Source organism: Pararhodobacter sp. (assembly GCF_034676545.1).
Classification (GTDB): Bacteria; Pseudomonadota; Alphaproteobacteria; order Rhodobacterales; family Rhodobacteraceae; genus Pararhodobacter.
This window is the reverse complement of sequence record NZ_JAUCBZ010000002.1, coordinates 16,477-35,795: the sequence shown is the minus strand read 5'-3', so window position 1 is coordinate 35,795 and position 19,319 is coordinate 16,477. Positions and strand designations below refer to the sequence as shown.

Annotated in this window: 26 protein-coding genes; 17 read left to right on the top strand and 9 right to left on the bottom strand. The window is 62.9% G+C overall.

Going from position 1 to position 19,319, the window contains the following annotated elements; all coding sequences use genetic code 11:
• Positions 1–58 precede the first annotated feature (58 nt).
• From VDQ28_RS00305 to VDQ28_RS22510, 9 genes are all read right to left on the bottom strand, one after another.
• Positions 59–265 carry a hypothetical protein gene (locus VDQ28_RS00305; protein ID WP_323034133.1) on the bottom strand — a complete coding sequence of 69 codons (207 nt, stop codon included), beginning with the start codon at positions 263–265 and terminating at the stop codon, positions 59–61.
• A gap of 424 nt (positions 266–689) precedes the next feature.
• The gene (locus tag VDQ28_RS00300; RefSeq protein ID WP_323034132.1) at positions 690–944 is read right to left on the bottom strand and encodes a hypothetical protein; all 255 of its coding nucleotides are present in this window, start codon (positions 942–944) and stop codon (positions 690–692) included.
• Positions 941–1,441: a hypothetical protein gene (locus VDQ28_RS00295; protein ID WP_323034131.1), complete on the bottom strand. Its 501-nt coding sequence runs from the start codon at positions 1,439–1,441 to the stop codon at positions 941–943. Before VDQ28_RS00295 ends, VDQ28_RS00300 begins: the two co-directional genes overlap by 4 nt.
• Positions 1,441–1,713, bottom strand: coding sequence for a hypothetical protein (locus VDQ28_RS00290; RefSeq protein WP_323034130.1), 273 nt, complete (start codon positions 1,711–1,713; stop codon positions 1,441–1,443). The genes VDQ28_RS00295 and VDQ28_RS00290 overlap by 1 nt, the downstream gene beginning before the upstream one ends.
• Before the next feature lie 409 nt (positions 1,714–2,122).
• Positions 2,123–2,611 carry a thermonuclease family protein gene (locus VDQ28_RS00285; protein ID WP_323034129.1) on the bottom strand — a complete coding sequence of 163 codons (489 nt, stop codon included), beginning with the start codon at positions 2,609–2,611 and terminating at the stop codon, positions 2,123–2,125.
• A 120-nt stretch (positions 2,612–2,731) separates the two neighbouring features.
• Positions 2,732–2,974 carry a hypothetical protein gene (locus VDQ28_RS00280; protein WP_323034128.1) on the bottom strand — a complete coding sequence of 81 codons (243 nt, stop codon included), beginning with the start codon at positions 2,972–2,974 and terminating at the stop codon, positions 2,732–2,734.
• The gene (locus VDQ28_RS00275) at positions 2,964–3,239 is read right to left on the bottom strand and encodes a hypothetical protein (RefSeq protein WP_323034127.1); all 276 of its coding nucleotides are present in this window, start codon (positions 3,237–3,239) and stop codon (positions 2,964–2,966) included. The genes VDQ28_RS00280 and VDQ28_RS00275 overlap by 11 nt, the downstream gene beginning before the upstream one ends.
• Positions 3,236–4,096, bottom strand: coding sequence for a hypothetical protein (locus VDQ28_RS00270; protein ID WP_323034126.1), 861 nt, complete (start codon positions 4,094–4,096; stop codon positions 3,236–3,238). Before VDQ28_RS00270 ends, VDQ28_RS00275 begins: the two co-directional genes overlap by 4 nt.
• A gap of 2 nt (positions 4,097–4,098) precedes the next feature.
• Positions 4,099–4,434 (bottom strand): helix-turn-helix transcriptional regulator, encoded by a 336-nt coding sequence (locus VDQ28_RS22510; RefSeq protein ID WP_416349331.1) that lies wholly within the window; start codon positions 4,432–4,434, stop codon positions 4,099–4,101.
• A 59-nt stretch (positions 4,435–4,493) separates the two neighbouring features.
• On the opposite strand from VDQ28_RS22510, the gene VDQ28_RS00265 reads away from it, so the two are divergent.
• The 17 genes from VDQ28_RS00265 (at position 4,494) to VDQ28_RS00185 (ending at position 19,317) form a co-directional block, all read left to right on the top strand.
• On the top strand, positions 4,494–4,790 hold the full coding sequence (locus VDQ28_RS00265) for a transcriptional regulator (RefSeq protein ID WP_323034125.1): 297 nt from the start codon (positions 4,494–4,496) through the stop codon (positions 4,788–4,790).
• Positions 4,787–5,290 (top strand): phage regulatory CII family protein, encoded by a 504-nt coding sequence (locus VDQ28_RS00260; RefSeq protein WP_323034124.1) that lies wholly within the window; start codon positions 4,787–4,789, stop codon positions 5,288–5,290. Before VDQ28_RS00265 ends, VDQ28_RS00260 begins: the two co-directional genes overlap by 4 nt.
• Positions 5,287–5,781 carry a hypothetical protein gene (locus VDQ28_RS00255; protein WP_323034123.1) on the top strand — a complete coding sequence of 165 codons (495 nt, stop codon included), beginning with the start codon at positions 5,287–5,289 and terminating at the stop codon, positions 5,779–5,781. The genes VDQ28_RS00260 and VDQ28_RS00255 overlap by 4 nt, the downstream gene beginning before the upstream one ends.
• Positions 5,774–7,108, top strand: coding sequence for a DNA-methyltransferase (locus VDQ28_RS00250; protein ID WP_323034122.1), 1,335 nt, complete (start codon positions 5,774–5,776; stop codon positions 7,106–7,108). The genes VDQ28_RS00255 and VDQ28_RS00250 overlap by 8 nt, the downstream gene beginning before the upstream one ends.
• Positions 7,105–7,872: a hypothetical protein gene (locus VDQ28_RS00245; RefSeq protein WP_323034121.1), complete on the top strand. Its 768-nt coding sequence runs from the start codon at positions 7,105–7,107 to the stop codon at positions 7,870–7,872. The genes VDQ28_RS00250 and VDQ28_RS00245 overlap by 4 nt, the downstream gene beginning before the upstream one ends.
• On the top strand, positions 7,869–9,086 hold the full coding sequence (locus tag VDQ28_RS00240; RefSeq protein ID WP_323034120.1) for a CHC2 zinc finger domain-containing protein: 1,218 nt from the start codon (positions 7,869–7,871) through the stop codon (positions 9,084–9,086). The genes VDQ28_RS00245 and VDQ28_RS00240 overlap by 4 nt, the downstream gene beginning before the upstream one ends.
• 80 nt (positions 9,087–9,166) lie before the next feature.
• A complete protein-coding gene (locus VDQ28_RS00235; protein WP_323034119.1) occupies positions 9,167–10,597 on the top strand; it encodes a primase-helicase family protein in 1,431 nt (476 codons plus the stop codon).
• A 114-nt stretch (positions 10,598–10,711) separates the two neighbouring features.
• Positions 10,712–11,443, top strand: a complete 732-nt coding sequence (locus VDQ28_RS00230) for a hypothetical protein (RefSeq protein ID WP_323034118.1) — start codon at positions 10,712–10,714, stop codon at positions 11,441–11,443.
• A 116-nt stretch (positions 11,444–11,559) separates the two neighbouring features.
• Positions 11,560–11,934 carry an HNH endonuclease gene (locus VDQ28_RS00225; RefSeq protein WP_323034117.1) on the top strand — a complete coding sequence of 125 codons (375 nt, stop codon included), beginning with the start codon at positions 11,560–11,562 and terminating at the stop codon, positions 11,932–11,934.
• Positions 11,935–12,119: 185 nt separating this feature from the next.
• Positions 12,120–12,770 (top strand): P27 family phage terminase small subunit, encoded by a 651-nt coding sequence (locus VDQ28_RS00220; RefSeq protein ID WP_323034116.1) that lies wholly within the window; start codon positions 12,120–12,122, stop codon positions 12,768–12,770.
• 188 nt (positions 12,771–12,958) lie between these two features.
• The gene (locus VDQ28_RS00215) at positions 12,959–14,521 is read left to right on the top strand and encodes a terminase large subunit (protein ID WP_323034115.1); all 1,563 of its coding nucleotides are present in this window, start codon (positions 12,959–12,961) and stop codon (positions 14,519–14,521) included.
• A complete protein-coding gene (locus tag VDQ28_RS00210; protein ID WP_323034114.1) occupies positions 14,518–15,771 on the top strand; it encodes a phage portal protein in 1,254 nt (417 codons plus the stop codon). The genes VDQ28_RS00215 and VDQ28_RS00210 overlap by 4 nt, the downstream gene beginning before the upstream one ends.
• Positions 15,771–16,433: an HK97 family phage prohead protease gene (locus VDQ28_RS00205; RefSeq protein ID WP_323034113.1), complete on the top strand. Its 663-nt coding sequence runs from the start codon at positions 15,771–15,773 to the stop codon at positions 16,431–16,433. Before VDQ28_RS00210 ends, VDQ28_RS00205 begins: the two co-directional genes overlap by 1 nt.
• 34 nt (positions 16,434–16,467) lie before the next feature.
• Positions 16,468–17,679 (top strand): phage major capsid protein, encoded by a 1,212-nt coding sequence (locus VDQ28_RS00200; RefSeq protein WP_323034112.1) that lies wholly within the window; start codon positions 16,468–16,470, stop codon positions 17,677–17,679.
• Between the two features lie 49 nt (positions 17,680–17,728).
• Entirely contained in the window at positions 17,729–18,301 is a 573-nt protein-coding gene (locus tag VDQ28_RS00195) for a head-tail connector protein (protein WP_323034111.1), read from the top strand.
• A gap of 159 nt (positions 18,302–18,460) precedes the next feature.
• Positions 18,461–18,808 (top strand): head-tail adaptor protein, encoded by a 348-nt coding sequence (locus tag VDQ28_RS00190; RefSeq protein ID WP_323034110.1) that lies wholly within the window; start codon positions 18,461–18,463, stop codon positions 18,806–18,808.
• Entirely contained in the window at positions 18,808–19,317 is a 510-nt protein-coding gene (locus VDQ28_RS00185) for an HK97-gp10 family putative phage morphogenesis protein (protein ID WP_323034109.1), read from the top strand. Before VDQ28_RS00190 ends, VDQ28_RS00185 begins: the two co-directional genes overlap by 1 nt.
• Positions 19,318–19,319: the final 2 nt, after the last annotated feature.

The following is a 19,319-nucleotide window of genomic DNA, read 5'->3' as shown; positions in this document are numbered from 1 at the left end:
CATGTCGGCAGCGAGCCGGCGCAGGCTGGGCGGGTAGTCCGCCGGGATGGGGGCGAGATCACGCATGGTGCACCTCGCGGGCGGGCGGCAGCAGCTTGAGGGCGGCGGGTTTGAGGGCCGCGATGTCTTTTGCCTGCCAGCCAAGGGCGGTGAGGGCGGACTCGGTTGCGCCGCCGCTGCCGGCGGCAAGCTCGCGCATGTCGTGCGCCAGCCGCGCCACACGGCGGGCACGGCGCAGATGATGGGGGGCGGGGTTGGTGTGCATGTGGGTGTCTCCCGTGTTCTCGGTCTATAAGTTGCGCAACACGCAACATAAGTCAACATCAAGATGCGCAACTAGCAACTTGTGTGTTAGCGTTGTTGGAGAGCACGAGGCACAAAAAAGCCCGCCGGTGGGGCGGGCTGGGGAGGGGTGATGCGGCAGTGGCACTTTGTGGTTGCGGGTGCGATCCTTGGTCTTTGGGTCGTGCCCTTATTCCCCGCGCTGGAACAATCCCTGGCGTCTGATGCGGCTTGGTTTCTGGCGGTGGGAGGTTGCGGGTTATTGGTGGGGCTCTGGATGGGTGGGCGGGGCGCGGATTAGCCGTGCCTTGAAAGATAGAGCGGCGGGCGCTAAGAGTGGGGGTCGCCGCAAGGCGCGGATAGAAACTCCCGACCGGAAAAGAAAGTCGAGCCGTCGGCAGGGGCCTTCAGGTCATGGTGTCGTCTGCCAGCGCGTCCAGCACGCGCGGCAGGGCTCCCATTGCTTTGTCATTCAGGGCTTTGAGTTGCCCCAGAATCTGCCCGGCGTCATCCACGCGCCCCATGCCTACCGCGCGCTCCAGTCTGGCGAGGGTCTGCTCATGGTCTGCGCGCCAGTTGGCAGCCCAGTCCTGTGCAACCTCAAGCCATGTGTCCAGCGTTTGAGCGCGTTTCAGCCTTTCGCCGATTGATTTCCGGCTCATGCGTCGTCGTCCTGTGTGGGGGCGGGTTGCTGGGCGGTGCCGTACATCGCCAGCCGGAGTAGCCTCGGATAGCGAAACCCGCGCCCTTGCTCGATACCCTCAAGGGTGCGTGTGGACAGGCCCAGCGTTTTGGCGGCCTCGTCCGTGGTGAGGTAGCCGCGCCATTTGGCGACGTCCCGCGCCAGCTGCGCCCATTGGGCCTTGCCATCTTCCGCCGGCTCCTGGGCTTTGGCCTCGATTTTTTCGGCGCGGTCCAAGGCCGCCTGCGCCTTGCGCTGATCGAGGCTGACAATGCCGCCGCCTACGCGCATGTGGACATAGGTGCCGGTGGGCATTCTCACCATCCACCCGTAATAGCGGCCATTGAGCTTGCCGGTGTCATCCATTTCAGCAACGATTTCAGCGCCGGCAGGTGCTGGCGTCTGCATGGTTACGGCAAGCCGCTGGGATGTCCCCAGCGGCTGCACATACAGAATGGCGCGGTTATGGCTGGCCATCACTTACTCTCTTCAAGGACGGGGGTGTCAGGGCAGGTGCCGGCCATGCTCACGAGGTAGGGCCCATGCTTGCGGGCGTAAATCTGGCAGGGGTAACCGGCGGGGTCAAACACGCTGTCGGCACCCATGCGGTCCACTCCCAGCGTGTAGCCTTCAGGGAGGATGTAATCACCGCAAGCCGCTTTGCCTTCGCTTTCGTGGACGCCGATTTCGTAGCTGTCGGCGATGTTGGTGAAGCCGGAGTACATGCGGGTGAGGGTCACGGTCTGCATGGTCTTGTCTCTACCCCTCATTCCGGGAGGTGCCGGGGTCAGCGCCTGCTGACAAGGCTGTTTATACGCACCGTGCGTATTTCGTGCAAGCACAAAATACGCACGGTGCGTATTTTTTGCAAAGGGTAGAGGGCGAAATTCCCAGCTCATGGCGGTAGGGTGATGCTGTTGAGTTTTAATAAAACACTGAAAATAATCAAAAATTATCTTGCGGGGGGCCTTCGTGACGCGCATCCCGCATCGCGCATAAAATACGCGTTGTGCGTATTTTTTGTATTTCTGCGCGCTTGCTATCCGGCCCTAAAGCTGCGCCTGCGGCCATCTCGCCCGGTGGATGGGTTGGACCGTCTGTGCTCGCGGTCATCCGGTTCTCTTGCCCATCCCGCAAGCCTCCACAGGGGCCGGGCCATTATCTCGTCTGCGCGTGCCGCCACTCCCAAGGGCGCTGGAAGCGGGTGGCCCATAGGCCGGCCTTGTCTTTGCGGGCGGCGCGCTCGTCTGCCTCATAAGCCCTGCCGTGGCGCAGATAGGGCAGAGCCCAGCCGGCGCGCACCATGGCGGCCCCGATGTCCTGCCCCTCTACCGCGCAGCGCGCCAGCGTGCGGCGGTATTTGTCCGGCCCCATGGGGGTGCAGGTGACGGGGCGTGTGCCGATCATGTCCGCAAGCCACAAGGCGGCATGCTGCCCGCAACGGATGGTTTCGCGGGTGGCCTTGACGCGGCAGGTCTGCCGGCTCTCCGGCGCGTCTATCCCGGCAAGGCGGATGCGGGTGCCGTGGATATCGATTGTATCGCCATCAATGACAGATGCGCGGCCGGCGAGAGGTTCAGCGGCGGCGGGGAGGGTGAGGCAGGTAAGGGTGAGGGCTGCGCAGAGTGCGCCCGCGTAAAAAGCCACGTGGGCGCGGGGCTGGATGGGTTTCAATTCCCGAAATATTTGAGCAGGCCCGCAGCCACGAAGATGGCGATTACAAAGCCAATGAGCTGGATTGTTGTGGGCATGGCGTTTAGCCGCCCCTCAATCCGCGCCAGATCCGTGCGTATTGAGTTCACGGAAGTTTTGGACGCGCTCCACCTTCGCTTCGAGCTTATCGAAGCGCTTGTCCTGTTCCTCAAATTTTTTCCAGACGGCTTCCATGCCATCAAATGTGCCACCTCCGCCGCCACCTTTCAAGGTTGCTTGCTGCAGAAGCTTCTCGGTTTCTTGTTGCGCGCGCTCTGCCGCTTCGATCCCGGGAAAGGGCAAAACGTTATTGCTCATTATTTTTCACGCTTTTGCCAAGTGCATGATCTGCCCACCCTTGGATGTCTTTCGTTATCAGAACAGTCTTATCCATGCTTTCTTTGAGGGTTCTTAGCGCGTCATCTGATTTATCAAGTAATATTTCCGCCATTGCCTTCTGTGTTTTGGCAAGGTTTGCATTAATTGCCGATACTAATCCGAGCGTGTAAGCTACATCTTTTTGACTCTTTGTAGCGCTGGGGAATTTTTTTAAGAAGTCTTCAATCGTTTCTGTGTCACTCATATTTTCTTCCGTTCTGCGGTCAGGCGGCGCAGGGTGGTGAGGATTTGTGTCATGGCTTCCTTCTCGCCATCCACCACGGCACCATCGGCGCGGGCCATGCGGGTGAGCCATGCGGGCAAGTCTGCCGGGAAGGCCCCGCGCTCAAGGGTGAGATTCAGGGCGCGGGTTATCATGTTGCTGCTTGGTTTGAGGGCTGTCAGTTCCTCCGCCATTTCAAGCGGCATCTCGGTTTGATAAATTGTGTAGGTCTTGCGGGCGCCTTCCCACACCAGATCGCCAATCAACCGGACCTCGTTTTCGCATAGGCGGCCATCTGCATGGGCCACGGCCATCATCAATATGGCGGCGGGGCGAACCGTGTCGCGCAGATCCTTGCGCATCCGGGGGATATTGAGCGGCTTGGGCTGGGCAAAGCGCGGGCCGGGTTTGCGAGGCGGGCGACGGCCCGGCATCTCGATTTCGAAGGTAACTGTCAGACTTGTCTCAGCGGTTGCGCCGGGAATGACAAAGGTTCCCGGCTGGCAGGTGAGGCCTGAGAAGAATTTTGTGGGGTTTTTGATGATCTCGCCAGTGCGCCCGTTTGCGAGGGTAACAATGTTTTGGGCAATAAAGCTGCGATATGTGTTGCGCAGGAGGCAATGCGCGCCAACTTGCAACTTGGTGCCGTTCCACTCCACCGCCCGCACGATAATATCTCTCGTGCTTATGCCCCCTCGGCTGTCCCGATACTCTATTCCGTATAGGCCGCCGATAATGGCTTCGTCTTCCGGCAGGACGATTGCGGTCATTTCATCCGCATCACTTGCGGGGGCGTGGCGTTCTTTATCTGCAAGAGCTTCGGAGAGGCGATGCGGCATGGTTAGCCTGTTTTCTTGCGGGGGAATGCGGCTTCAAGGGTTGATTTAATTCTTTCCACCTCTTCCGGTGGCCTCCCTCGAAGGAAGCGAGCAAGCCAGTCGTCATCTGGGTGTCGAAAGAGCGCCTCGGGCTCTATGTGGAATAGCGCTGCGAGTTTCGCTTGCGATTCAACGTTAGGTGTTGAGCCGGAAAACCAGCGCGAAACCGTGGCCTTATCTACGTCTAGCTGCGCGGAAATATCCGCCTGAGAATGCCCATACTTCTCGGCCCAATCCACAATGTGATGTGGACGTCTGGGTTGCTTGGACCGATGGATGTACACGGGTGTGCCGCTCATAGGGTGAATTTACCGTCTCCTTGCAGTTGGGTCGTTAGCGAGATGCGCAACAGGCCGTCTTGACAAATGTTGCGAGTTGCGCAACTTTCTCACTTATGAATAACGCCCTCAAAGCTGATCTCGACCGGCGCGGTCTGCGCTTGATTGACCTTGCGCGTCTGATCGGCGTGAACAAGTCCACGGTAACGAGATGGCTTCACGGGCGTATCCCGGTTGAGCGGGCTCTTGATATCGAAAGGGTGCTCGGCACTCCGCGCCATGACCTGCGGCCCGATGTTTTTGGCCCTGCGCCCATCCCCACCATCCCCCAGCCGCCCGCACCGGAACAGGTGCAATTGCAGGATAATTGCGCATGACACTGCCAACCGAGCGGCCCGCGCGGCGGCATCGCCATGGGGATTATCTGGCTATCAAGGGCGCGATGCGCCGGCTGACGGAGGCCTGCGGCGGGCAGGAATCTGCCGCCTCTGTCACCCGCGTGGCCCCGCAGACCCTCAACAAATATGGCCACCCGCATGAGGCGGTTTATGCGCCGGTGGATGTGATCGCGGACCTTGAGGCCGATGCCGGCGACCCGCTGGTGTCGCGCGTGCTCGCCCGGCTCACCGGCCATGTGCTGGTGCGTCTGCCGGAGGGCGCGGATGGCTCCACCCGCTGGCATGGGCACGTTGCCGATGTGGCGCAGGGCGTGGGTGAGGTGGTGCGCAGCATGGGCGCGGCGCTTGCCGATGACGGCGATATCAGCCCGCGCGAGGTGCGTGACATGCGCCTGCTGGAGCCCGTCCGCGCCGCGATTGTCGATCTGGTGGAGTTGGAAAAGGAGCTGGTGCGGCGCAAGCGGGAGGGTGGCGAGTGACGCGCGCAAATCTGGCCGGGACAATTCCCGGCACACTTACTGCCGAGGTGTTGCGGCTGGCGCAGGCGGGGTTTTCCCGCGTCGAGATCTGCCAGCAGCTGCGTGGGCGCACCAGTTACCGGGCGCTGCAGGCCACTCTCTCCAACCTCACGCGGCGCGGGCACATGATGCCGCCCGCCCGGCCATATCGTCGCTATGGGGCGGAGCTGCGGCACATGATCCGTGCCGGGGTCCCGTTTGAGGATGCAGCACGCGCGCTGGGTGTGACCCGGCAGACTGTGGATGGGGCTGTCAACAGCTACCGCACAAAGGGGCAAATCTGCCCCGCTGTGACGCTGAGCATGGATGGCGCGTTGTGGGCGGTACTTGCGGAGCGGGCGCAGGCCATGGGCGAGCCGCCTATCGGCCTTGCAAACCGGCTGCTGGAGACGATTGCGCGCGATGACCTGTTTTCGGCGGTGATTGATGATGGGGAGGGCGGGGATGCTTGAGCCGGAAAAGCTCCTTTCCGGGCGGGTGCGGCTCTATTGCGGGGATAGCCGCGATGTGCTGCGCGCCCTGCCGGCGGGCTCTATCCATGCTGTGGTGTGCGACCCGCCTTATGCGCTGGTGAGCATCCGGCAACGGCTGGGCAAGCCCGGTGCGGCCCCCATCAAGCACGGGCGCGACGGGGCTTATGCCCGCGCGGCTGCCGGCTTTATGGGCAAGACTTGGGATACCGGCGAAACGGCATTTTCGGTCGATTTCTGGCGCGAGGTGTTCCGGGTGCTGGTGCCCGGCGGGCATGTGGTGGCTTTTGGCGGCACGCGGGCTTTTCATCGCCTGACCTGCGCCATTGAGGATGCGGGTTTTGAGATCCGCGACATGCTGCTGGAGCTGGCGGCGCTTGACCCGATTGTGGGGGCGTTCGTGGGCTCGCTCGATGATGCCCAGCTTTCGGCCTTCCTCCGCGTGGCGGACCTGTTGGGGATGGAGGGGGTGCTGGCGTGGGTTTACGGCTCGGGGTTTCCGAAATCCCATGATGTGGGGGATGGGCTGCGCGGGCGCGGTGCCGATGATGCGGCGGCGCGCTTTGAGGGCTGGGGCACGGCGCTCAAGCCCGCATGGGAGCCGATCTGCCTCGCGCGCAAGCCGCTGGCGGGGACTGTTGCGGCCAATGTGCAGGCGCACGGGGCGGGCGGGCTCAATGTGGATGGGTGCCGGGTGGGTGATGAGGCGTTGCGGGCGCAGGCCGCCGGGCAAGCCCAGCTTGGCGCTTTCGAGCGATCAGAAATGGTGACGCCAGAGCGCGTGGGCCGTTTCCCGGCGAATGTTGTTCTGGACGATTCCGCGGAGGTTGCGGCGGCATTCCCGGCGACCGCAAGCGGCAAGCCTGGCGTTATCGGCACGGGCCGCAATGACGGCGCGGCCTATGGTGCGGAGAGTCGCTCCCCCGGCACGCCGTCGACCGGCTATGGCGATGCCGGCTCCGCCTCGCGCTTTTTTTATTCTGCGAAGGCCGATGCCGATGACCGGATTGGCTCCAAGCACCCGACCGTCAAGCCGGTGGACCTCATGCGCTGGCTGTGCCGGCTGGTGACGCCGCCGGGCGGCGTGGTGCTTGACCCGTTCGCGGGCACCGGCACCACGGGTGAGGCCGCATGGCGCGAGGGGTTTGACGCGGTGCTGGTGGAGCGCGAGCCTGAGTATCAGGCAGACATTCGCCGCCGCATGGCGCTGTGCACCGCCGGGGCCATCACGCGCAAGCATGAGAGCCTGAAGGCGCGCGGCAAGGTGGCGGATGCCGGCCCGCTGTTTGGCGGGGAGGCGGCGGAATGAGCGCGCCTGATAACCTCAAGATCTACGTAGGTCTCCATCAGCCATCTGATGCCCGGCATTTTGAGCTGGCGTTTTTGTCTGTTAACCGCCTGCGCGGGCGAAAAAAAGCTGTTGGCGCGCGCGCATGGATCATGGATAGCGGCGCATTTACGGAGGTCTCTACTTACGGCGATTACCGTCATGGCGTTGAGGATTACGCCGCAGAGATCAACAGGTGGTCTTACGATGGCTCGGGCCTCGTCGCAGCTGTGGCTCAAGACTACATGTGCGAGCCTTGGATTATAGCCAAGACGGGCCTATCCATCGCGGATCACCAGCGGCTGACCATTGAGCGCTATGACGCCCTGTCGCCCTTGGTGAGCAAGACATACGTCATGCCGGTGCTCCAGGGGTATGCGGCCTCTGATTATCTGCATCATCTTGCGATGTATGGCGATCGGCTGGCGCATGGCGCTTATGTTGGCGTTGGGTCTGTCTGCAAGCGCAATGTCAATATTGCGCAAGTAGAGGAGATATTGCTGTCCATCAAGCGCGCCCGGCCCGATCTGCGCCTGCATGGATTTGGACTCAAGTTGACGGCGCTGTCGTCCTCGCTCGTGCGCGATGCGCTTGAGAGTGCGGATAGCATGGCGTGGTCGTTTGCAGCTCGCAAACAGGGTCGTAACGCCAACTGCTGGCGGGAGGCCCGCAGTTGGCTTGACCGTATAACAGCGCAGCCGGTCCAGGGCTGTCTGCCGATCTTGTTCGCGGAGGCGGCGGAATGACCCCCTCGGCAGATTTTGAGGCATGGGTGGCGGAGGCGCGCGCCGTGCGGGTGGAGGATGTGATTGCCCGCCGGGGCATTCCCCTGCGCCGGCAAGGCCCTGAGATGATTGGGCCATGCCCGGTGTGTGGCGGGCGCAAGCGGTTTTCGGTCAACGCATCCAAAAACATCTGGATATGCCGGGACGCGGGGCGCGGGGGAGATGCGATCGCGCTGGTGGAATATCTTGATGATGCCGATTTTCTGGGGGCATGTGAGACTCTTACCGGGCGCGCGCCGCCGCGCGGGGAAGGCCAACGCGCCAGCCCGGAAGAGCTTGCGGCGCGCGAGGAAGAGCGGCGCAAGCGCGAGGCGGTAGAACGGGCCAAGCGCGAGCGGGCCTCCAATAAATTCCGGGCTGATGAGCGCGACCGGCTGCTTGTGCACTGGCGGCATGGACTGCCGCTCAAGGGCTCGATGGCGGAGGTATATCTGCGCGAGGTGCGCAAGCTGGATGTGCCGGAGGGTGCGCATCTGCTGTTTGCGCCGGACCTGCCCTATTTTGGCGGGCAGGAAGAGGATGAGCGGGGGCGCAAGCGTCCGCGCCGCATCGGCTCCGGCCCGGCGATGCTGGCGGCGATTACCGATGGCGCGGGCGCGTTTCGCGGCCTGCACATGACCTGGCTCGATTTGAGCCGCCCCAAGGGCAAGGCGGAATTTGCGGACCCGGAGACGGGTGAGATTCTGCCCGCCAAAAAGTGCCGGGGCAGCGTGCTCGGCGGGCGCATTGTGCTGGTGCCGGCCGGGCGCGAGCCGCAGGGGCAATGCTCTGGCGAGGGGATAGAGACGACGCTGGCCATGTGGAGCGCGTTGCGCCGCAACGGCGGGCTGCCGGAGGGCTGGCTTTGGGCGGCGGGCATCACGCTGGGCAATTTGACCGGCAAGGCTGTGGAGACGGTGCGTCACCCGACCGAGGTGCGCGAAACCGCCAAGGGCCACAAGCGCGCCGTTAAGGTGCCCGGCCCGGTGCCGGACATGAGCGAGCCGGCCATGCCGGTGCCGGCAAGCGTGGCTGAGCTGGTGCTGTTGGCCGATGGCGACAGCGAGCCGTTTTTCACGCGCAACGCGATGGCGCGGGCAGAGGCGCGCCATGCGCGCGAGGGCCTGCGGGTGGCAACCTATTGGCCGCGCGTGGGCGCGGATTGCAATGACATGATTGGCGAGGATGCAGCATGAGCGGGCAGGGGGAGAGTGTGGCCGTGCCGGGCGCGCAGGCGCTGGCGGCGGGGTTTCACGCGGCGCGGGCGGGACAGGGTGTGCCGCCGGAGGTGGTGACGGAATCTGCCCAAGCGGAGGCGGAAAAGGCCACTGAAGCGCCGCCGGAGCCCCGGCTTGGCGGCTATAATGTGGGGGAACTGAACCGCGAATATGCGCTGGTGCTGATGGGCAGCAAGGCCGTGGTGATGCGCGAGCCGGGAGGCACGGTGCCGGTGGAAGATCAGCAACGCTTTATCACCGTGGATGCTTTCCGGTTGTGGAAGGGCAACACATTTACCGAGGTGATGGGCGCGAATCTCAAGGTTAAGGCGATGTCGCACGCGGAACGGTGGCTGGGTGACCGGGATCGCCGGGAGTATTCGGGAATTGTATTCTACCCCAACCCGGACGGGGCACAATCTCCGCGTGGCTATCTCAATCTGTGGCGAGGATTTGCTTTCATTCCAAAAGAAAAGAAGAACGGATATGCGATTTTCCGCGACCATTTGCTGATGAATGTTTGCGATGAGAGCGAGGAACTCTACCGCTGGGTGTTCGGCTGGTTTGCGCACATGGTGCAGCGCCCGCGCGAGAGGGTGGGAACCGCGCTGGTGCTCAAGGGGCAGATGGGCACGGGTAAAACCAAGATTGGCGAGGTGATGGGCAGCCTGTTCCCGGCCCATTATTTCGCCGTGGATGACCCGCGCTATGTGACCGGGCAATTCAATGCCCATATGGCCTCGTGCCTGCTTTTGCAGGCGGAAGAGGCGGTGTGGGCTGGTGACAAGGCGGCGGAAGGGCGGCTCAAGGGGCTGGTGACCTCCACATTCCAGATGATCGAAAGCAAGGGTGTAGACCCTATCCGGCTGGATAACTATGTGCGGCTGATGATGACCTCGAATGAGGAATGGGTTGTGCCTGCCGGGAAGGATGAACGAAGGTTTTGTGTGCTTGATGTTAACCCAAGGTGCGCGCAAAACTCTGATTATTTCCGGGAAATGGAGGAAGAGCTTGCCAATGGCGGGCGTGAGGCGCTGCTTTATGACCTCATGAATTTCGACCTCTCAGGGGTGAATTTGAGGCGTATCCCGCGCACGAAAGCCCTTCTGGAACAGAAGCTTGCAAGTCTCCATAGTATTGATGCGTGGTGGTATGGGCGGCTTGATGCGGGCGCGCTTACCCGTGGCGGGCGGCCTTGGGGCGGTGCTGTACCGATGCGGGTATTACATGACGATTACTTGCATGAGGCGGAGAAGGTCGGCTGGCGGCGGCGGGATAGCCCGGTCGCTTTCGGGAAACGCCTGCGCAAGCTCGCGCCGGAGGTTGTGCGCGAGCAAGGGTATGACCCTGAGGCAGGGCAGGCGGCGGCGCGGGAATGGCTGCTGCGCTTCCCGCCGCTGGAGGCTTGCCGCGCCCATTGGGATGCCACGATGGGGCAGGGCGATGACTGGCCATGCGGCAAGGGGCCTTCCGACGAGGGCGCAAGCTGAGCCGGTCCGGTTCATCTGGTGCAAATCTGGTTCAATAATACGCGAAATAAATCAAGGAGTTAACCAGATGCACCATTTGCACCAGATTTTTGCCCTCGCGTATGCACGTGAGGCGTGCGCGGGAAGGGGCTGACCGGGATTGGCAGCGGCGGGCAACTGCCGAAAAATCCGGTTCATCTGGTGCAACTGGTTAAGTTCAAGAAAATCAACGGAAATTGGCTGTCCAGATTTGAAATCATCTGGGGCAATCTGGAGCGGGGCAGAGCGATGAAACAGCGGATCGACATTGAGCATCTGGTGGCCTGGGCTTATCGCGACCAGATGATTGACCGGGTGGCGGGGCTGGTGGAGGCCCGCAATAGCCCCGCCAAGATGCGCAGCGCCACGGATGTGATGGTGAGCATTGCGGCGCTGGGCACGCGGGTGAGCAGCTCTCCGCGCCATGTGGTGGCACTGGGTGCGCGGGCGGCGGCGGATGCAGAGGCGGTGCACGGCGCGGTGCTGGCGCTGCCTGCCGAGGCCATGGCGCTGGTCATCTGCCACGGGCGCGGGGGCAGCCGCCCGCATTGGCATGGCCGTGATGCGGAGCGGCTGGTGCCGGATACGGATGAGGCGGGCCGGGTGCGCACGGTGCGCAATCTCAAGCGGACCCCGGTGATGTCATTGCTGCGGACGGTGGTTGACATGGAATTGGTGCACTTCTCCCGCGCGCAATATGGCCTGTGGTGGGATGCGCTGGATGGGCTGGCGGGCGCGCTGGACGGGCAACTGCGCGACCATGCCCCCGCGCCCCCGCAGGCGATGCGGGAGCCGTGGGAGGCCCCGGAACTGATCTATGTCGATTAGGGCGCGGATGGGGGTTGACGGCGAAAAAAACTTTGCGTACCTTCACCCACGCATAAAAGGGTTTCAGACCCCGCCCGGCATCCGCCGCGCGGGGTCTTTGCGTTGTGGGGTGTGTGATGGCGAGCAAGCCAAAACTCTTTCGCCCCGGCCATGCGCGCGACCGCACCGAACAGAACCGGGAGTATGACGCGCGGCGCGGCTCTGCGCGGTCACGGGGCTATACGTCTGCATGGGACAAGGCGGCGCGGGCCTATCTGGCGGCGCATCCGCTGTGTGCCTATTGCGGGCTGGTGGATCAGGTGGCGGCGGCGGAGTGCGTGGATCACCTCTACCCGCAGCGGGTCTACCCTGAGACATTCTGGCGCTCTGAATGGTGGGTGCCGTCATGCCATGCCTGCCACAATGGCTATAAGCAGGGCGTGGAGCGCAAGGGGCTCGCGGCGCTGGATGCGTTGGCGGTGCGCCTCGGTCGGCCTGTGCGACCGCGCTAGGGCATCTGGGGTGCAGGATGGCGGGGCCTGCGGGTCGCGCGGGTGTGACATTTCGGCCACGATTGGCCCCGTGGGCGGTAGGGGGGGGGCGGTCTGAACCTCAGGCCCCTCGCAGCCGGGACCGGCGGGCAAATCACTTCTTTTTCCGCGCGGAATTGGCGGAATTTATTTTTTATTCCAGATAGATGGAGGCGGGCATGGCGCGCGGAAGACGCGGTGATCCGCCGGAGGTGCAGGCCGCGAAGGGGCACCCCGGACGGCGCAAAACCAAGGTTGAAAAACAGATTGAGCGGTCGCAGCAACTGGCGGACTTGCTGGCGGCGGCCCCATCGGAATCGGGCGATGCGCTTTCGCCGCCCCGGTTCCTGGATGAGCGCTTTGCGCCGGCGCTGCGGGTGTGGCGAGACTATGCGCCAAGGCTCCAGAAGCTGAACCTTCTCGACCATCTGCACCGCTACACCTTTTCGCTGTTCTGCATTGCTGTCGGGGAGTGGGTGACCGCGAATGAGGACATCCTTGCGGATGGCTACTCCAGCAAGGTCAAGACGGTTTCGGGCGATTTCATGTGGCGGGAAAATCCTGCTGTATCGCGCCGGGATGCCGCCACGAAGATCATTTTCGAATTGTCAAAGCGCTTTGGGCTGACGCCGCTCGACCAGGCGAATCTGTTCAAAGAACACGCGGCCTCGCCATTGGGGGGCCTTTTTGGCGACCGTGCCCAGCCGGGGGCGGGGGAGCGGGGTGGGGAGGCGCAGGCCGCCGCGCCGCAGGCTGATGATGTGGTGGGGATGCTTGCTCGTATGGATGCACCGCCGCCGGGAACGCGAACGAATTAGCCATGATGGACAGCACCTCTACTGCCGCGATCCGCTTTGCGGCGGGAGGGTGTCTGTATCCGGAGCCGGAGTGGATCACGCGGGCGGCGGATGCCGAGGGTTATGAGTGGGCGCGGCTGGCGTGGGAGCGCGCCGCGAAGGTGCCGGGGGCATGGTATGATTCCGCCAAGGCGGATGCAGCCATTGCCATGTGGCCGCAGATTTTTCGTCTCACCGAGGATCGGTGGGCGGGCAAGCCCTTCCACCTGGTGTTCTGGCAGGAGGTGATTGTCCGCCTCTTGGTAGGCTGGAAAGCCCCGGTTGAGATTGTCGATGATGAGACGGGCAAGGCCACGGTGGCTCATGCCCGCTTGTTCCGGCGGCTCATGCTGTGGGTGCCGCGCAAGAACGGCAAGAGCGAGTTTCTGGCAGCTTTGTCGCTGCTGTTCTTCGCGCTGGACGGCGCTTTCGGCGGGCAGGGTTATTCTTTCGCCAGCACGGAAAAACAGGCGCGGACAGTATTTAACAAAATGAAAGCCATGGTTGGCTGGTCTCCCCAGCTCGCCAAGGCGATGAAGACTTATAAAGACACGATCTGGTTGCAGGAAAACCAGTCGCGCTTTGAAGTGTTGACTGGCAAAGTTGAGGGTAAGCATGGTCTCTCACCTACGGTTATCACCGGCGATGAGATGCACGAATGGCGCTCGACCACCATTGCCGACACGTTGCGGCAAGGTACGGGCGCGCGGCTCCAGCCGATTGAGCTGTATGCGTCCACGGCCGGGCGCAAGAGTGATGTGACCGGCTGGGGGCTGTGGGAAGAAACGCTCTCCATCCTTGACGGGCGAACGGAAGAGCCCGGCACGCTCGCCGTGGTTTTTGCGGTTGATGCGGAGGCGGACTGGCAGGATGAGGCGTTGTGGGCGCGGGCGAACCCCTCGCTTGGGCGTTCACCCACCATGGCGTTCCTGCGGCGTGAAGCCTCCCTTGCCAAGGATAATCCGCGCAAGGAAGCGACGTTCCGTTCTTACCATTTGAACCAGTGGGTGGATGCCAGCGTGCGTTGGCTCAATCTCGCCAAATGGGATGGGTGTAAGGGCGGGCGCTGGCAGGATTTTCCGCAGGAGCTGGCGGGGCGGCGCTGCTTTGCGGCGCTGGATGTGTCCTCAACACAGGACGTGACGGCGCTGTTGCTGCTGTTCCCGCCGGAGGATGGCGAGGCCAGTTACCGGCTGGTGTGCCGGTTCTGGGTGCCGGAAGCCAGCATCGAGCGGCGCGTGAAGAATGACCGGGTGCCCTATGACCGCTGGCGCGATGCCGGGGCTATGGAGACCATGCCCGGTGATTATGTCGATCAGGCATTTGTGCAGAAGGCGGTGCATGAGGCGCTGGCACAGTATGACGTCCAGCGGATCGGGTTTGACCCGTGGAACGCCCGCAAGTTGTACACGGATCTGGTGGCGGACGGTGTTGACGCGGACCTGTTCACGGAAATGCGGCAGGGCATCCGCACTCTTGGCGAGCCCAGCCGGCATTTTGAGGGGCTGGTCTATGCCGGTCATCTCGACCATGGCGGGCACCCGGTGCTGCGCTGGATGGCCGGTAATACCGAAGTCCGGTTTGACGAAAACCTGAATTTCATGCCGTCGAAAAAGACTTCGGCGGAAAAGATAGATGGCATCGTTGCCGCCGTGATGGCGACGGGCCTCGCAATGGACGGTGCGCCGGATGATGGCGGGCTGGACGATTATCTCAAGAGCATGGCGGCATGAATATACTGCGCAAGGCGTGGGATGCGGTGTCGCGCCCGTGGCGTCTGTCTGATGACTACATCCCGCGCGGCGGACTGATGAGCCATGCCGGGGAGGCGATCTCTGAGGACGGGGCGCTTGCCCTGTCCACGGTCTGGGCATGTGTCAATCTGCTGGCGGGCACTATTGCCGCCATGCCTCTGGATCTCCAGCGGCGCGGGCCGGGCGGGGCATGGGTGGCGGATGATGCGCACCCGTTGGCGCGGGTGCTGCGCGACAGCCCCAATGCCGACCAGACGCCCATGGATTTTTGGGAGTATATGTGCCTGTCCCTCGAATTGAGGGGCAACGCCTATGCCCGGATTGAGCGGAGCGGTGCGCGCATTGTGGCGCTGGAGCCGGTGCCGCCCGGCGCGATGAGCGTGCGGCGGCTGGCATCCGGGGCGCTGGAATATCGCTGGTCGGATGCCGGCAAGTCTTATGTGTGTGGCGCAAATGAGATGTTTCATGTGCGCGGTTTTGGCGGGCACCCGCTGGGTGGGTTGAGCACGCTGGCGCACGGGCGCAACACGTTCGGGCTGGCTTCCGCGATTGATCGCACGGCAGGAGGGTATTTCCGCAACGGCTTGCATGCGGCGGTGGCCATCAAGTTTGACAAGTTTCTGACGGCCGAACAGCGCGCGATTGCCGATGCCGAGATGGTGGCCAAATATATCGGCGCGCAGAATGCCGGCAAACCGTTCCGCCTCGAGGGCGGGGCCGCAATCGAGAAAATAGGCATCGACCCTGAAGATGCCCAGATGCTGGAGAGCCGGGCTTTCTCGGTTGAAGAGATCTGCCGGATTTTCGGGGTGCCGCCACACATGGTGGGGCACACCTCCAAAACCACGAGCTGGGGCGCGGGGCTTGAGCAACAGGTGCTCGGCTTCCAGAAATTCACCTTGCGTCGTCGCCTGAAGAAAATCGAACAGGCCATTCGCAAGCAGCTTTTGAGCGCCGCAGACCGGGCGGCGGGCCTGAGTGCGTCTTTCAACCTTGAGGCGCTGTTGCGTGGGGATAGCGCGGCGCGGGCCTCTTTCTACTCCACGCTTCTAGGCTCTGGCGTCATGACCATCAATGAGGTGCGGGCGCTGGAAGGTCTGCCGCCTGTGGCGGGGGGCGATGTGCCCCGGATGCAGGTCCAGAATGTGCCGATTACCGAGGCGCGCGTGCCGGAAGAATTGCGGGGCCACAATGGTGGGCCGCCGCTGGATGAAGATGAGGCGGCGTGATGGAACGCAATAATTATGCCCTTGAAGTCAAGTCGCTAAGTGAGGAAGGCGTGATCGAAGGTTACGCCTCCATCTTCGGGAATGTGGACAGGGGCGGTGACAAGGTTGCGCCTGGCGCTTTTGCCGATGGCCTGCACCGCGCCCGGCAGGGCGGGCGCTCCATCAAGATGCTGTGGCAGCACAACCCAGACCAGCCTATTGGGGTTTGGGACGATCTTGCCGAGGATAGCAAGGGCCTGTGGGGGAAGGGGCGGCTCGTGATGGAGGTGCCCAAGGCGCGCGAGGCGCACGCCTTGCTCAAGGCCGGGGCGCTGGGTGGGCTCTCCATCGGCTACCGCACCTTGCAGGATGAGCCGGACGGCAATGCCCGGCTGCTGAAAAAGCTCGACCTTTACGAGGTTTCCCCCGTCACTTTCCCCATGAATGAGCGGGCAAAGGTGACCGCCATCAAGGCGGATGGGGTGGGCGACCTTGTTGACAAGCTGGCAGCCGGGGAGCGGCTGACGGAGCGTGAGTTTGAGCGACTGGCCAAGGGACTTGGCCTCTCAAACTCGCAGGCGGAGCGTGCCGCGCGCATCCACCTGAAGGGGCAGGGGGAGCCTGCCGGCGCGGTGAAAAGTGATGATGAGGCCCGTGCATTTTGGGCCGCGCTGCGGGGCTGACGCGCCCCGCCCCTCTGACAATCTGGAGAACATTATGCCTGATGAGACCAAATCTGCCGCGCAGCTCGCGGCGGAAACGAAGGCGGCTTTTGAGCGCTCTGTGGACTCGGTGAAAGAGATTGCTGAAAAGGCACTTGCCGAGTCCAAAAAGGGCAATGAGCTGGCCGCCTCGTTCAAGGAAAAGGCTGATGAAGCCTTAACCGGCATGAATGCGCTGAATGAGCGTATGTCTGAAATGGAGCAGAAGTCCGCCAAGGCGGGGCGGGGCGGTGATGAGGCCCCGCAGTCGCTGGGTGAACAGTATGTTTCCAGCGAGGAATATAAGTCCTTTGTAGGGAGCAACTCGCGCAAGGGTATGGCCCCTCTCCAGCTCAAGGCCGATATTACAACGGCGGCCTCGGGGGCCGGGGCTGTGGGCGCGGCAATTGCACCGAACCGGCTTTCCGGCATTCAGGAGCTGCCCCGCCGTCGTCTGGTGATCCGCAGCCTGCTTTCGCCGGGGCGCACCGATAGCCCGCTGATCGAGTATGTCCGGGAAAAGGGCTTTACGAACAACGCCGCCGTGGTGGCGGAGGGCGCGAAAAAGCCGCAGTCGGATATCGAGCTGGAAGATATCCAGACCTCGACAAAGACGATTGCGCATTATGTCAAGGTGTCGAAGCAGGCGCTTTCCGATGTGTCGCAGTTGCGCTCCCATATTGATGGTCGGCTGCTGTTCGGGTTGCAGTCGAAAGAGGATCAGCAACTCCTTGCGGGCGATGGTGTCGGCGGGAATATGCTGGGTCTCATCCCCCAGTCTACGGCATTTGCCGCGCCGATTGAGATTGAGGGCGCGACCCGCCTTGATGCGCTCCGGCTTGCGATGCTTCAGGCGGCTTTGTCCGAGTATCCTGCCAGCGGCCATATTCTCAACCCGATTGATCTGACAGCAATCGAGATGCTCAAGGATACGCTGGGTCGGTACATCATCGGAAACCCTCAGGGGGGCATGTCTCCCACGCTGTGGGGGCTGCCGGTGGCGGAGACCACATCCATGGCCGCCGGCAAATTCATGACCGGATCTTTCGATCTCGCGGCTCAGATCTTCGACCAGTGGCAGAGCGTCATTGAGGTCGGGTTTGAGAATGACGACTTCACCCGCAACAAATTGACCATCCGCGCGGAAGAGCGTCTGGCGCTGGCGGTCTACCGGCCTGAGGCGCTGATTTATGGCGATCTTCTGCCGGTGGCTGGCGGCGAGGGATAAGGGCAACGGCCGGGCGGGAAACTGCCCGGCCTTATTTTGGAGCAAGGCGATGACAGTGCCGTATCGGGTTGTGCCGCCTGCGGCGCTGCCGGTGAGCCTGAGTGATGCCAAGGCGCATCTGATTGTTGATCATGGCGACCATGACGCGCTGATTGAGCGGCAAATCGCGGCCGCAACAGACATGCTGGATGGATACCACGGCAAGCTGCACCGGGCGCTTGTGCGCCAGACGTGGCAGGTGGATTTGCCCGGCGTGCCTCCCGGCGGGGTTATCCGCCTGCCTCTCGGTCCGGCCATATCGGTGGACAGCATCATGTACCGCGACCGTGCAGGGGCGGTGCAGACGTTGCCTGCGGCGGACTATTCCGGCCCGGTTCTGGATGGGCTGGGACCGTTTGTGCGGGTGCGCAGCCGGCCGGATCTTGGGCCGTGGGATGACGCTGTGATGGTGCGTTTTACATGCGGCGCGGGCGCGCCGGAAGACGTGCCGGCGCTGATCCGGCAAGCGATCCTGTTGCTGGTTGGGCATTGGTACGCGCAGCGAGAGGCGGCAGGCGATAGCCTTGTGGAGGTGCCTCTCGCGGTGAGCGCAATCATTGCCCAGTTTGTGAGGCCGCTGTGATGCCGTGGGTTCGTTTCATTGATGATTTTGACTGGCGTCCCTCGCCATCTGTCATCATCGGTTACCGCGTGGGCATGGTGCTTCTGGTTACAACCCCATGCGCCCGGCTGGCCAAGGCAAAGAACAGGGCGGTTGCCGCCACATCAGAGGAAATAAAGGATGCCAAGGGCGGGCGATCTGAGGTTCCGGCTCCACTTTCAGAGCCGGGGGGCGGGGAGTGATGGCTTTGGCACGGCTGTAACCGGGCCGTTCGAAACCCGCTTTACGGTTTCTGCCGGCATGGTTGCGAAGGTGGGTGGGGAAAGTGTCATGGCCTCGCGCCTTGCTGGCACGCAGCCCTATGTGGTGACAGTGCGCCAGTCATCGCAAACCCGGCAAGTGACAACAGACTGGCGCATGGAAGATGCGCGCCAACCGGGGCGGATTTTCAATATCCGGTCAATTCATGACCCTGACGGGCGCGGGGCATGGCTGGATATGCTGGTGACAGAGGGGGTTGCGACCTGATGGCCAAGATACTCAACCTCGCCCGGCTGGAGCGCAAGCTGAAGCGTCTACCGGCAACAACGCAGGCGACAATCCGGGCTGCCATGGAAAAGTCCGCAGATGAGATTGTCGCACTGGCGCGCCGGCTGGTGCCGGTGGATGACGGCGCGCTGCGGGATTCAATCGGCTGGACATGGGGCGCGCCGCCGCAGGGGGCGTTGACCCTTGGAAAGGTGGCGCGATCCGCAATTGGCAAGGGGCTGACTATCACGGTTTATGCCGGTGATAGTGATGCCTTCTATGCTCGTTGGGTGGAATTCGGGACAAAGGCAAGTGCGGCACGCGCCTCAAGGCAGGATTCCCGGTACAAACGCACGGCGGGTGTCATGACAAAGGAATATGGGGCGCACGCAGCTACGCCAGCCCAGCCCTACTTTTTCCCGGCATACCGGGCCAACCGTAAAACCGCCAAGGCGCGCATTCGCCGGGCCACACGGCAGGCGGCCCGCAAGGTGGCCGCCGGAGGGTGAGT